The sequence below is a fragment of the Roseateles microcysteis genome, assembly GCF_036880965.1.
Classification (GTDB): domain Bacteria; phylum Pseudomonadota; class Gammaproteobacteria; order Burkholderiales; family Burkholderiaceae_C; genus JAUASW01.
In genome coordinates, this window is record NZ_JBAJMV010000004.1 from 61,400 (window position 1) to 75,576 (window position 14,177).

6 protein-coding genes are annotated in these 14,177 nt (G+C 65.7%); all 6 read right to left on the bottom strand.

The window, feature by feature from the left end; genetic code table 11:
• Window positions 1-96: 96 nt before the first annotated feature.
• The gene (locus V3596_RS12195) at window positions 97-2,517 is read right to left on the bottom strand and encodes a zinc-dependent metalloprotease (RefSeq protein WP_334278027.1); all 2,421 of its coding nucleotides are present in this window, start codon (window positions 2,515-2,517) and stop codon (window positions 97-99) included.
• Window positions 2,518-2,596: 79 nt separating this feature from the next.
• Window positions 2,597-4,720 carry a phosphocholine-specific phospholipase C gene (locus V3596_RS12200; RefSeq protein WP_334278028.1) on the bottom strand — a complete coding sequence of 708 codons (2,124 nt, stop codon included), beginning with the start codon at window positions 4,718-4,720 and terminating at the stop codon, window positions 2,597-2,599.
• Window position 4,721: 1 nt separating this feature from the next.
• Window positions 4,722-6,074 carry a Gfo/Idh/MocA family protein gene (locus tag V3596_RS12205; protein ID WP_334278029.1) on the bottom strand — a complete coding sequence of 451 codons (1,353 nt, stop codon included), beginning with the start codon at window positions 6,072-6,074 and terminating at the stop codon, window positions 4,722-4,724.
• 32 nt (window positions 6,075-6,106) lie between these two features.
• Window positions 6,107-9,079 carry a TonB-dependent receptor plug domain-containing protein gene (locus tag V3596_RS12210; protein WP_334278030.1) on the bottom strand — a complete coding sequence of 991 codons (2,973 nt, stop codon included), beginning with the start codon at window positions 9,077-9,079 and terminating at the stop codon, window positions 6,107-6,109.
• Between the two features lie 68 nt (window positions 9,080-9,147).
• On the bottom strand, window positions 9,148-10,881 hold the full coding sequence (locus V3596_RS12215) for a DUF3472 domain-containing protein (protein ID WP_334278031.1): 1,734 nt from the start codon (window positions 10,879-10,881) through the stop codon (window positions 9,148-9,150).
• A gap of 150 nt (window positions 10,882-11,031) precedes the next feature.
• Window positions 11,032-14,070 (bottom strand): TonB-dependent receptor, encoded by a 3,039-nt coding sequence (locus tag V3596_RS12220; RefSeq protein ID WP_334278032.1) that lies wholly within the window; start codon window positions 14,068-14,070, stop codon window positions 11,032-11,034.
• Window positions 14,071-14,177: the final 107 nt, after the last annotated feature.

Sequence of the window (14,177 nt, forward strand, 5' to 3'; positions counted from 1 at the left end):
GTACGCAAGTACTCAGGCGCATAAGCCACCCTAGGCCCCCCTAGCGGTGGCTTTTTGCATTCTGCCTCGCCTCTTCCTCGACACGCTCTCCTCACTTCAGATCGGCGCTCCCGGCGGCACCTGCGGCAGGCGGCGCAGTTTCACGGTCTGCGGATTGGCCAGGTAGGACTGGATCAGCTCGGCTGCTGCCTTGCGGCTGGCATCGCTCGGCTGCTTGCGCAGCCACTCAGCCAACTCTCGCAGCCGCTGCCGCAGCTCAGCATCAACGCCGGCATGCAGCCGCCCGCCATCGAGCAGGCCCAGCATCGCGTCGACCATCACCCAGTTGACCGCCGTCTGCACCGCCTGCGCGGTGGGCTGGTTCTTGGGAGCGGAAGATCGCTTCCAGGTCGCCTGCAAGAGCTGATCGATCACTTCGCCAGCGCCCGGCTGTGCCGCGTCGCGCGCATGCTGCCAGGCGAGACGGTTGAGCCGCTCTGCATTCAGGAGCAGGCTGCCGAAATGCGCCGCCGCCGATTGCGTGGCCGACAGCGGATCGAACTGCGTGCTCATGCGATTGGGAAAATACTCGCGACCGCGTTCGTAGCCTTCGGACGGCGGCGAGAGTTGCTCGAGCAGCGCTGCCGGCAGGCTCAGGTTCTCGGCCTGCAAGGCAGCGGTCAAGCGGGCCAGGGCCTGACGCTGAACCGCCGCCGCCACTGGCTTCGCGCCCGCTCGCACTGCGCCGGCACGTGCATCGCCAGCCAGGCCGTACTCGAACTCGGCACCGCCCAGCAGATGAGCCAATGCCTCGCCCTGGTAGCGATGCAGCAGATAGACCGGCACCAGCCGCGCTTCCAGTTCGCCGAGCTGCCGCTCGGCCGGGAGCACGTCGATGGAGAAGGTCTGCAGTGCGCGTTGGCGGACGGCCATCACCTGGTCCCAGGTCTTGATCGAGTCGGCGCCGAAGTCCCACAGCACGCCGTCGGGATGCTGGCTGCCCGGACTGCGCGAATCGCTGTCGCCCACATAGCGCAGGCCCCGCGCCTTGGCCTGTGCCCGCAGCCGAGCGAGCGCCCCACTTTCTTCTGCAGCCGAACCGAACTGGCCATAGGCATGCTGGACGATGAAGTCGTCCCAGGGGCCCAGGCCATCACCATAGGCGTCGCGCAGATCGACATTGCCGGCCGCATCGAGCTTCACCAGCGGATGCGGATAGTCCATCACCGAGCCGTTGCCGGCGCGGCTGGCCGCAAAGTTGTGGGAGAAGCCCAGCGTGTGGCCCACCTCATGTGCCGAGAGCTGGCGCAGCCGCGCGAGCGCCATGTCCAGCGCCTGCTTCTGCTTCGCTTCGCCGCCCTTGGCATAGGCAGCCAGCAGGCTCTCTGCGATCAGGATGTCCTGACGCACGCGCTGCGAGCCGAGCATCACCACGCCCTTGATGATCTCGCCGGTGCGCGGGTCGGCAATCGGCGCGCCATACGACCAGCCGCGCGTGGCGCGATGCACCCACTGGATCACGTTGTAGCGCGCGTCCATCGGGTCGACGCCCTCGGGCAGCAACTCCACGCGATAGGCGTCCTTGAAGCCTGCCTTCTCGAAGGCGGTGGCCCACCAGCGCGCGCCGTCCAGCAGGGCCGAGCGCACCGGCTCGGGCGTGCCACGATCAAGGTAGTAGACGATGGGCTTCTTGACCGCGCTCACAGCCGCAGACGGCTCGGTCTTCTCCAGCCGATGGCGGATCTGCCAGGCCACGTGCAGGCTCTGGCCCAGCGGCGTGCTGAAGTCGGCATGGCTGATGTCGATGCCTCCCGATGCCGGGTGATAGGCCCGCGGCTGGAAGCCGGGCTCAGGCAGCTTGATCAGGCTGATGTGCTGGCGCAGCGTCAGGCTCGTGCCCTCCATGGCCACATCGCGGATGAAGTTGCCATCGCCTGGGCCATCGAAGGTCAGCAGGGACTCCAGCTCGGTATTGGCCGGAAAGTTCTTGCTCTGTTCCACCAGCACCGCACTGCGCTTTTCGTCTACGCGGTAGGCGCCCTGCCTGCTGTCGCGCAGCCGGCTGGCGATGCCGTGGCGGTCGGCCAGCAGGAAGCTGGAGAAATCCACCAGATGGCTGCCGGCCTCGCTGGCCAGAATCTCGCCGGACCACAGCACCGAAGCGGCAAAGGCTTCGACCACGCTGGCCCGCTCGGCAGGATTGCTGGCGCTGGCGCGGAAGCGTGTGTTCTCCTGCACCAGCAAGAGCTTGGCCCCGCGCTTCTCAAAATGCACCAGACGCGCTTCACCGGGCTGGCCACGGTCGAGGCCGACGTCATTCGAGCCCAGGCCGGAAGGCAGGGAGCTGAGCAGCAGGAAAGGCTGGTCGAGTTTCGATACCGAGAGCAAGACCCGACCCTTCGCCGAATCACGCCAGGCATCGATGAAGCCTGGCTGCGCCTCCAGCTGCTTCGTCAACTCGGCCAATGTCGCCGCCTGCAGCGCTGCGGAAAGCAGACCGAACACGCAGACCAGACCCAGCTTGCGAAGCGACGCCATATTGAATCTCCCGCCCGGCATTGGGCGACCGGAATCCTAAGCGCAGCGCTGCAAATCGGGTGCTGCGGCAGACCCGCGATCAGCGCGGATCGCCCAGCGCTGGATCACTGGTCGACGCCCGCCCGGTTTCCACATGGCCGGCCAATCGACGCGCGAAGCTTGCCAGGCCGACCACCGTGACACTGAAGTCATACCAATGCTGGCTCTCGAGCAGCGGCCAGCGCAAGGCCCGCTGCTCGCCGGGTGCCAGGTCTTGCCAGATCGGGCCCGGGTCGCGGTACTTCTCGGCGCGGATGGCAATGCGGTGCGGCCGCGTGCCGGAGTTGCTCACGCTGATCCGCAGCTCGTCGCCATGTGCCGCCACAGCCACATCCACCTCGACGTCGGCGTCGGCGTCGGCGGCCGAACCCGACAGACGCCGATGGAAACCATTCGGCCCCAGCACCCACAGGTCGTAGGCGGCGTCCGGGCCCTGCCCTGCCCACTCCGCCTGCAAGCGCAGGCCAGGCTCCACCGTGTAGCGCCTCGGTATCTCCTGCAGCGCCAGGCGGTCGTAGACATGAAACACCACCGCTGCCAGGCCCTCATTGCCAAAACCCAGCTCCAGCGTCGCTGTGTCGGCGTTCACGCGCGCTGCCAATACGGGCGCATACGGCAACGGCCGAGCCGGGCGCACGCCCGCTTCCTGTTGCGGCAGTTCGAGCCTGCTCGGCCGCGCTGGCGTCGTCTGCGCTGGCAACTTGCGCGCGCGGTCAGCGAGCGCCTGCGTCAGCGGCAAGTGCTTGAAGAAGGCCAGATCGCTGGGCTTGGCGAAGTCAAAGGCCGAGGTCAGATCACCACAGACGGCGCGGCGCCAGGCGCTGATATTGGGCTCCATCACACCGAAGCGCGCTTCCAGGAATCGGATGACCGAGGTGTGGTCAGACACCTGCGAATTGACCCAGCCGCCGCGGCTCCAGGGCGAGACCACATAGAGCGGCACGCGCGGGCCCAGGCCATAGGGCCGATGCAGCGTCTTCGGCGAAGTACCGTTCAGAACCTCGTGGTACTCGCCCTCGGTGCTCACGGTCGATGCGCCGGCAAAGCTCGCCTGGGCAGGGTCCGCATGCCATTGCAGATAGGACGGCGGCGCTGGCGGCGGCATGTGGTCGAAGAAGCCGTCGTTCTCGTCGAAATTGACCAGGAACACGGTCTTGCTCCAGACCTCCGGATTGCTGGTCAGCGCATCCAGCGCCCGGGCCGTGTAGTCGGCGCCTTGCGCCGGGCTCGAGGGGTCGGGATGCTCCGAACCTTCTTCGGTCGCCACGATCCATGAGACCTGGGGCAGGCGATTGTTCTGGACATCTTCTTTCAGGAGATCCAGATTGCGCGTGCTGATACCGCGCTGCTTCAGCTCCTGCGAGTACCCAGGCCGCCCATACCAGGCGTCGCGGAAGGACCGGAAACCCGCCAGCGGGTTGTCATGGAAGTTGTCTGCCATGTTCTGGTAGACCTGCCAGTGGATGCCTGCCGCCTGCAGCCGCTCCGGGTAGGTCGTCCAGTGATAGTCGTCGGCTGGGTCGGGCTTGAAGAACTCGTGGCTGTTGTCTGTGGCGGGGCCGCCGGCCAGGCCGAGCGGGTCGTTCGTGCCTGTCCAGTGGAACAGGCGATTGGTGCAGGTGCCCGTCTGCACCGAGCAGTGATAGGCATCGCACAGCGTGAAGGCATTGGCCAGCGCATGCTGGAAGGGAATGTCTTCCGCACGGAAATAGCCCATCGAATGGTCATGCTTGGCACGCGGCCAGGCGCTCATGCGGCCCTGGTCCCAGGCGGCTTGTGCGTCGGCCCAGCTGTGCGGCGTGCCCGTCATCCGCATGTGGGCGAACTGCTGAGCCGTGTTCAAGTGGAAAGGCGCGATCAAGCCCTTGCCATCGCGCGTGGGCTGATGCCAGATGGGCCGGCTGCCGCCCGCACCATCGCTGACCGGAATCGCAAAGCGATCGCCAAAGCCGCGCACGCCGCGCATCGTTCCGAAGTAGTGATCGAAGCTGCGGTTCTCCTGCATCAGGATCACCACATGCTCCACATCCTTCAGCGTCCCGGTGCGGCGGCTGGGCTCAATGCTCAAGGCGCGCGCAATGGCGGGCGGCAGCCCGCCGACGCCGGCCACTGCGGCGCCCTGCCCCAGGCGGCGCAGGAATCCACGGCGGCTTGGCGCGCTCACGTCAGTAGCGGTCGTCGAAAGCGAAGATCGGCTTGCGCGTCTTCCACAGCCCGCCGGTGAAGTCCGGGAACTCTAGCGTCTTGAAGCCGCTGGCAATCGACTGCTCAGACAGCGGCGTGATCGCGCTCCAGGCCACGGCATCGAAGATGTCGATCGGCATCGGCGCGCTGGCCTTCAGGGCTTCGATGAAGGAATGGATCACGAAGAAGTCCATGCCGCCATGGCCGGCGCTGGCCGCGGTGGCGGCGTACTTCTTCCACAGCGGATGCTCGAACTTGTCCTGGTAGGGCTGGAAGGGCTCCCACTGGTGCGGCGGGCTGATGCCTTCCACATGCAGCGACTTGTTCACGTCCATCCACAGGCCCTTGGTGCCCTGCACGCGGAAACCCAGCGAGTAGGGGCGCGGCAGCGAGGTGTCGTGCTGCAGGATGATGGTCTCGCCGTTCTCGCAGGCCAGCGTGGTGGTCACAACATCGCCCAGCGCGAACTTGACCGCGGCGTTCGGATGGCTCTTGCCACCTTGCGCCTCCACATACCCGTGCAGGCCGCGCGCCTTGGTGGCGAAGGCGTTGATGTGGGTGAAGCGATTGCCGCGGTGAATGTTGGCGTACATCGCGCAGGGGCCGATGCCATGGCTCGGGTAGAGCTCGCCATTGCGCCTGACCGAATGCTCGGTGCGCCAGCGCGCCTCGCTCCAGCCCTTGGGTCCGAATTCGACGCCGCCGCCATAGGCCTTGCCCGGCACGCCCGCATTGAACTTCACGGCGCGCAGATCGTGCTGGTAGCCACCCTGCATGTGCACGAGCTCGCCGAACAAGCCGGCGCGCACCATCTGCAGCACGGCCATCACGTCACGGCGGTAGCAGACGTTCTCGAGCAGCATGTAGGGCGTGCCGGTCTTGAGCTGGGTGTTCAGCACATCCCAGTGGTCCTGCAGCGTCACGCCGGCCACCACTTCGCAGCCCACAGTCACCTTGGCCTCCATCGCGGCGATGGCCATCTGGGCATGCAACTCCCAGGGCGTGGCAATGATGACGCCGTCGATCTTGGAAGCATCGAGCAGCTTGCGCCAGGCCTGCGCATCGCCGTCCTCGCCAACAGTTCGCGGCTTGGGCTTGCCGGCCTTGGCCACCTGGCCCAGCGCGCGGTTGAGCATGAAGGGATCGATGTCGCAGAGGGCAGCGACCTCGACATCATCACGGCGCACCAGCTCCTGCAGGAGCACCTGGCCGCGCATGCCGGTGCCGATCAAGGCGATGCGAACGCGTTCGCGGCCGGCTGCACGCGCGGGGTTGAGAGCAGCGGCAGCACCCGCGGCGGCCAGGCTGGAGAAGAGGAAATCTCGACGTTGCATTTGAGTGAGAGGTGTTGCGAGAGGTCGGAAGATCACCAGAACTTGTAGCTGGCGGAGAGCGAATACTGGCGACCGAACAGGTTGAGGCTGTGGTCGTAGCCCTCCCAGCCATTGGGGTCATAGTAAGGCTGCTTGTTCAGGACGTTCTTGATGTTGAGGCCCACGTTCAGGTTCTTCATCGCCTTCCAGTTGAAGGCCAGGTTGACCATGTAGTGCGCCGGTGCGCCCTTGCACAGATTGGCCGGCATCGCGACATAGGCGGCCGTGCAATTCTCCGGCGTGTTGTCGGTGTCGTAGTCGCCATAGGCCCACTTGGTCTTGCCGGTGTAATTGACGAACAGGCTCGTGGTGAGGTCCTGGTAGGTCCAGTCGGCATTGAAGGTGGCGCGGATCTTGGGCGAGCCGTAGTAGCCCACATAGTTGCCCGAGAAGCCGTAGTCGTCGTCGCCGTTGTAGGTTTCCCGATTGCGGATCGTCACCGTCGTGCCCAGGCCCAGCTTGCCCATCTCGCCCAGCGACACCTTGCCGCGGACATCCAGGTCGAAGCCGTCCACCAGCGTGCGGCCGCGGTTCGAGTAACCGTTGATCAGGCCAGCCAGATTCCCGACCGAGTACTTCGGCACGCCAGCCGCGCAAGCGCCTGCGTTTGCAGGGTTCGCACACATCGCGGCAACCGCAGCCATGGTGGCGCGATCGCCATCGGTGATCGGGCCGCGGATGGCCTTGTCCGTGCCTGCCAGCGTCGGGCCGTACTTCTCCACCAGCTGCGTGAACAGCTCGTTGAAGTCCTGGCGCACGATCTGGTTGCGGCGATAGGCGAACCAGTAATCCAGCGAAACGCTCAGGTCCTTCGTGGGCTGCAGCACCACGCCGAAGGTCGAGATCTTGGCCTTCTCCGGCTGCAGGTTCTTGTTCGGCGGCGTGAGGCCACCGACCGTGGTGCTGCAGTTGGAGTTCAGGAGCGTCTGGCCCAGGTCGGCTTCCGCCTTGGTGACCGACTTCATCAGCAGCTTGGCGATGGCATTGGTTTCATCGCAGCGCACGGTATCGCGGATGCCGCCGTTCTGTGCATAGACGCCCCCCTCGCCCGCTTCGGCCAGGCTCGGCGCGCGGAATCCTTCCGAATAAGTGCCGCGCAAGAGCAGCTCAGGGTTGGCGCGCCACTTCAGGCCGAGCTTGGGCGCCAGGTTGGCGGCAAAGCCGGGGTACTTGTCCAGGCGCGTCGCGGCATTGAGCTCGAGGCTCTTGGTGACGGGCACGATCACTTCGCTGAACAGCGCGCCGATGGTGCGCCTGCCATCGAACCAGGAGCCGCCCTGCTGCGTGATCAGGCCGTTCGCTGCGTCGGTATTGCCCGGCGTGAAGAAGCTCTCGCGCATCAGGTTGGCGCCGAAGGCGGCGCGCACCTCACCAGAATCCAGCTTGGCCAACGTGCCCTCGATCTTGCCGTCCCAGGTGATCAGCTTGGTCCAGCTCTCGATGTCGAAGGTCGGATAGGCCTCGCGCAAGAGTGCCGCATTGGCCTCACTGACCACGCCGAACTGGTAGGCCGGGTTGTCGGCGATGTAGGTGCGGCCGGTCACCGGGTCCTTGGTGAACGGGCCGAAGGCCTTTTCGAAGCCCTTGGTGTTGACGTTGATCGTCTGAAACAGGGTCGAATGGCTGCCGGCAACGCTCAAGGCCGTCTCGAAATCCCAATCGCCGAAAATGCTGCCGCGCAGGCCGGCCAGCGCGCGGTAGTTGTTGTCCTTGTTGGTCTGGCCGAAGTGGCCGACGGCGTCTTGCAGCAGATAGTTCAGGCCGGCCGCGCCGCCCATCTTGGCCACCATGTCGGCATCGAGCTTGCCCTTCAGGTAGACGTTGTTGGGGCCCAGGTAGGGATAGCTGAAGGTGTTCAACGTGGTGCCGGTATTGCGCGAGAACCAGTTGGCCGTGCCGCCGCCGCTGTTGAAGGTGCGCGGGCCGTTGTCGCCGTGCATCTTGATGTGTGTGAAGGTGCCTTCCGCGAATGCTTCCAGCGTGTCGCTCAGCACCATGCGGCCATTCAGGTAGCCGGTCATGCGGTCCGAGCTCGGGCCGGTGTCCAGTTGGTACGGCAGCAGGTTCCAGATGCAGCGCGTGCCCGAGGCCTCGGTCACCGTGGTCGTGCACCCCTTGACGGCGCGCTGGGTGCGGGCATTGTTGTTGTTCTTGTCGAAGACGAAGAACGTGCCCGGGTTCAGCACGCCCGGCTCGGTGCCGGTGCCGATGCGGAAGTTGCTGATGTAGCTCGGGTTGTTGACGTAGAAATGATCGGGGCGCTTCAGGTAGGTGTCCTCCAGCGCGATGCGGTCGCGCTGATAGACATTCAGAGTGCCGTAAACGCTGAAGCCGTCGCGGGCCAGGTCGCCCTTACCGTACAGCAAGCTGGCCTGGCGCTCGCCGTAGGACTTCACCTGAGAGGAGCTGTCGTTGTTGATGCGCAGCTCCAGGCCCTCGTAGCTCTTCTTCGTGATCACGTTGATCACGCCGGCAATCGCGTCGGAGCCGTAGACGGCCGAGGCACCGTCGGTAAGGACTTCCATGCGCTCGATCGCCGCAGCGGGAATGGCGTCGATATTGACGTACATGGTCTGGAAGCCGGCAGGAGCGCCGTAGTACGACAGGCGACGACCGTTCAGAAGCACCAGCGTTCCCTGCGCACCGAGCCCGCGCAGGTCGGCTTGCGAAGCGCCGTCGGAGCCGGTGAACATCGAGCGGAAGTCCTGCTGCGCCGGGCGCGCGGCGGGCAGGTTGTCGAGCACCTGCAAGAGCGTGCGGGCACCCATGTTCTCGATCTGCCTGGAGTCGATCACCTGAACCGGCGAAGCGGTTTCGGCATTGATGCGCTTGAGGCTTGAGCCCGTGACCTCCACGCGCTCGAGCTTGGACTTGTCTTCTTCAGACGGTTTAGTCGTGGTCTGTGCTTGGGCCAGGCTCACGAGACCTACGGTGATCAGCAGGCCGGTCAGGTGATTGATCTTCATTGAATGTCTCCTCGTTGTGAATGGCGTCGCACCGCGCTGGCGCGACGTCGGCTTGCTCGGGATGCCGGTCAGGGCGTTGCGGCTGTGAAGTTCCACTCCTGCGTGGCACTGCTGGTTGCCGTGGCGATGACGACCGGCGTCAGCGCCGCGACCGCGCCGGCCTTGGTGTCCAGCACCAGGCCCGTCGCCACATGGACGATGTTGAAAACACCGGCGCGTATCTGCACCAGGCGCCATTGCTGGGCCGTGCTGCCATTGGGCGTCTCTATCGTTGTGACCGTGCCTGCCGTCGCGCTGGCGCCGGCTGTCAGCGCGAGCTTGCCGCGCGGGTTGATCAGCGTGTAGATGCCCGAGCCAGCACTGGTCTCGGTCACTTCCCATTGCTGGGCGGCAGCACCGTGGGTCGGGTAGATCTCCATCGCCGTGCCCGGCGTGGTCGAGCCGCCCGGGATGTCGAGCGCCGATCCCAGGGCGCCCAGATTGCCGATCACGTTGATGCCGCTCACCACGACCGGGGTCGTCGTCGCGGCTTCGGCGGGCAGGCTCACCTTGTTGCCGACGCCAGCCAGGTTCAAGGGCTTGCCCACATCCGTGCCGCCGGTGCTGATGCGGAAGCTGCCGCCCTCGATGTACTTGAAGTTGTAGTTGGCGCAGATCTCGTTGTGATCCGGCGTGTAGACCGCGCTGCCCTTGCCCTTGACCACGTCCACCCAGACGCCATCGGTGCCTTGGTACTTCACACGGCCGAAGGTGGCGGCACGCACGGCGTTGTCCAGGCAGGAGGCTGCATGGGTGCCCCAGTCCTCGACAAAGCCATAGGCGCTGGACTGGGCCAGCACCTTTGGCAGGCGCATGGTCGCAATCTTCTTGCGCTGGCCGTCCTTGGGGTCGGTCACATACATGCTGTAGTCCTGCTTGCCGCCGGCGGCGGGCGCCACTTCCAGCTCGAAGCGGTAGGTCTTGCCGACCTCGGGGATGTAGGCCGCCTCGCACTTGATGCCCGTGCCCTCGCCGCCGAAAGTGCCGCAGTTGGCAATGCCCGAATCGATGACCTCGGGGCTGATGCCGCCAACATCCCACAGCGAGAACAGCAGTTGGTGGCTCTGCACGCCGCCATAGCCGCCGTTGAAGCCGATGACTTCGTAGTACGTGGTGGGCGGGAGGCTGTGCGGCGTGACCTCGGCGGTGAAGGCCTTCCAGGCCGGCGTGTCCCAGTTGATGTGGATCGAGTTGGCGCGCGTCGAGTGCCCCTGCGCAGTACCGGTGATCGTGCCGCTGGCGGTGCTGGCGTCAGCGCGCACCAGGCTGACCGTCAGGCTCTGGCTCGCGGCCGATCCGGCCGTCCACCAGGCGCTGGTCAGGCCGTTGGCATCGGTGGTGGGAGCGTCTGGAAACACCCAGCCGTTCAGCGTGCCCGTCCCGGCAGGTTGCCAGGCCACATTGCAACCCTTCACTGCCGCGCCATTGAGCGTGACCTTGGCCTGCAGCTTCTGCGGCTTGTGCGTGGTGTTGCCCGACTCGATGGCCGGCATGTACAGCGTGCTGGAAAAGACCGAACCCTGGCGCGCGACGCCGGCATCCGGCGTGACCACGGTGAGCACGGCACCCCCCGGGCATGTGGGGTCGGGCGTGACCGGCGTCGTGGGCGTGGTCGGGGTGGTCGGCGTCGTCGGTGTTGTGGGGGTCGTGGGCGTGGTCGGTGTCGTTGGGGCCGTGATGCCACCACCACCGCCACAGGCCGTCAGCGACAGCACGGCCAGGCCAAGTACGCAAGCCTGGGCTTGCAGGGCATTGATCTTCATTCGAGCTTCTCCTGGATCTCGGCGCACAGGCCGTTTCGGTGCCGGCGAGCAGGGCTCCGCCAGCGGACCTCGCACGAGGTCCGTGCATCAGTTCGGTAGTTGGCGCGCCCTGAGCCCCGGCTTGCGCAAGGGCTCAGGCGCAAAGAGGCGTCAGAACGACAGGTTGTATTCAGCCGTCAGTCGCACCGAGCGCGGGCCGGTGCGGCCAGCCACCTGCAGATAGGTTTCGCTGATCGCGCCACCGTCCTCGCGGCTCTCGTTGTAGCGAGTGATCGAACGGCGGTTCAGGAGGTTGAACACATCGGCCTTCAGGCTCAGCCCCTTCACGGCCGCCGGCATGTAGGCCACGTTCATGTCGAGCTGCGCGGTCCAGGGCAGGCGGCCCATGCTGCCGCGCGGCGACGGCTTGCCATTGCAGTAGAAGTAGGCACTGCCATAGCTGCCGGCCGTGTCGTCATGCAAGGCATCGGGCAGTTCGCCCAGGCAGTTGCGCGGGCCGCCGGAGATCAGGCTGAGGTTGGCACCGACGGTCACTTCCGGTGTCACCTGCAGGAAGCCATAGGCCTTGATCGCATGGCGATGGTCGCTCGGCAGATAGCCGTAGGCGTTGTACATCAGCTCCTTGTGATCGTCGCTGACGGTGAGCGCCACATCGCCGCCGCCAAGGGTGTCGGTCTGCCCTTCCATATTGCCCTTGAGGTAGGACAGCGTGTAAGTGACCTTGCCATACCAGCCGTCGCGGAACGGATGCTCGGCAAACAGGTTGAAGGCCTTGTAGTTGCGTGCAGGCTTGGGCGTGCCCCATTCAGCGGCCGAGATGTCGACGCGCTGCAGGCCCTTGCCGCCGGCGAAGTCGATCCACAGATTGTTGTCGCGGCCCGGATTCATGATGGCGCACTGGAAGCCGCCCCAATGGCTGGTGTCCACGCCGTTCTTCAGGGCCCAGGCTTCGATCGGGCGCTGGTCGCAGGTGTCGTCGTTGGTGTCGTTCAGGCGGCGGTAGAGGAAGTTCGCGCCGACCACCAGGCTCTTGTTCAGCGCCTTTTCCAGGCCCAGCGAGAACTCGTCCTGCGACAGCGGCTTCAGGCCAATGGCCGTCACTTCACGCGCATCGCGCGACTGGCCGTAGGCATTGTTCGCCGAGTAGGGCTTGCTGATGGCATGCAGGCCGGTCGGCGCGCCGTTCGCGTCGACACCGGTGTAGGTGAACATCTCGCTGGTGCGCGTCAGCGGTGCCGCCATGTTGCTCGACAGGTTCGAGGGCACCGGCAGGTGATAGCGGCCGGCGTTGGCAAACAGCTTCAGGGAACCGTCGCCCGCGAAGTCCCAGGTCGCGCCCAGGCGCGGCGCAATCATGTTTCGCTGGGAAATGAAGGCATCGCCATTGCTCGTGTAGTTGGTGAACTGCTCGCGGCGCAGGCCCAGGTCCAGCAAGACGCGGTCTGTGACCTGCCAGTGGTCCTGGATGTATTGGGCTGATTGCACGCCGCTCGGGCGGGCCAGGTTGGTGTCGATGTCCTTGCTGACGTAGTAGCCCTGGGTGCCGAAGCCGCCGCCCTGGAATGGCGTCTCGAAGGCGCCGTTGATGGCGCGCGTCGGGTCGGCCGCCTTGCGGTAGGTCCAGCGGTAGCCACCGGCCAGCGAATTGCCGACCACCGAATTCACGTCCAGGCGGTCGATACCGCCGCGCAGCGAATGCTCGCCCCACTTGTACTCGACGTCCAGGCGCATGCCCTTCTGGCGGTCGCCCGATTCCGGGTCGACGAGGCTGCCGGTCACCGTCTGCGGATTGGCATAGGTGAGTGTCGGCACGCGGGCGCTGACCGCAGAAGAGGTCTGCGCAAGGCTCGGGTTGTAGCCGGCCGGCGTGCGCGAGTGCTTGGTGCGCGAGTCGCCGTAGACGGCGGTCACGGTCAGCGCGTCGCTCAGGTAGCCGGTGTACTTGACGATGGAGATGTCGGCGCCCGGCGCCGAGCCCGAGCCACAGCAGTTGACGTAGGTCTGCTTGCCGTTGCCGGCAATGTCGTCATGCGTCAGCGTCGAGTAGTTGAAGCCGAAGCCCTGGCTGCTCGAGGTGGTCTTGTCGTAGAGCTTGGTCAGCTCGAAGTGATGGTCGTCGGTCAGGTTGTAGTCGAGCTTGGCGAGATAGCGTTCGGTCTTGCCATTGCTCTTGCTCCAGCCGGTGGGCGAGCTGACGCCGCTGGCAGTGGAGGCGGCAATCGACTCCGAGTCGCTGCGTGTCTGCTCCAGCGCCACGAAGGCGAACAGCTTGTTCTGGATCAGCGGGCCGCCGGCATAGAGGCCCACGACCTTGCTGCTGCTCTCGTTGCCCTGGTTCCAGTACTGCAGCTTGCCGTCGGTGGCGGGGTGCTCGCCGGTATTGGGGTAGAAGGTGTCGTAGGGCTTGCCCTTGAGCGAACCGGGAATCCAGCTCAGCTTGCCGCCCACCTCGAACTTGTTGCTGCCGCTCTTGGTCGTGATGTTGACCACGCCGCCGGTGGAGCGGCCGAACTCGGCACCATAGCCGCCCGAGAGCACCTGCATATTGCCGATGGCGCCGAAGGGCAGTTCGGAGGCGCCGACCTGGGTCAGGATGTTGGTGATCGGGAAGCCGTTCACGTAGAAGGAATTCTCCGACTGGCCCGAGCCCGCGATGCTGGGCGCGTTGCCGTATTGGCCGTTGGTGCCGCGCACCACGCCAGGCGTCAGCTGGATCACCGCGGCCACGTCGGCCGCCACCGGCAATGCCTTCAGTTCCTTGGCCGTGAAGACTACGCCGTTGTTGGTGTTGGAAACGTCGATGCGCTTGGCCGCGCCGGAGACGGTCACCGTGTCCAGCGTGTTGACGATGCCGAAGTTGGCTTCGACGCCGCTGCCCACCAGGGCCTCGACTTCCTGCGTCGCCTCGACCTTGCCATTGCGCACAAGGCGCAACTGGTAGCGGCCCGGCGGCATCGAGTTGGCCTGGAAGCGGCCAGCGGCATCCGGCGTCAGCGTGCGCAGCACGCCGGTGTCCAGGTTCTGCAAGACGATGCTGGCGCCGGCCGCGGCCTTGACCTCACCGTAGATGGTCGTCGTCGTGTTCGACTGCGCGAGGGCCAGTGGCGCTGCGGCCATCAGGCCCAGGGCCAGTGCCACGGCACGGGTGCAGGCGCTGATGCGGCTGGGCGGATTGAACTTGTTCTGCATGGTCACTCTCTCCGTTTACGTCTGTTGGTTGAGTTCGAGGCGGCAAGACTCCGCCCGGTAGGCCCGCAGGCCCGCCTCGTTCAGCTGGCTGTGAATAGGGGTGATTC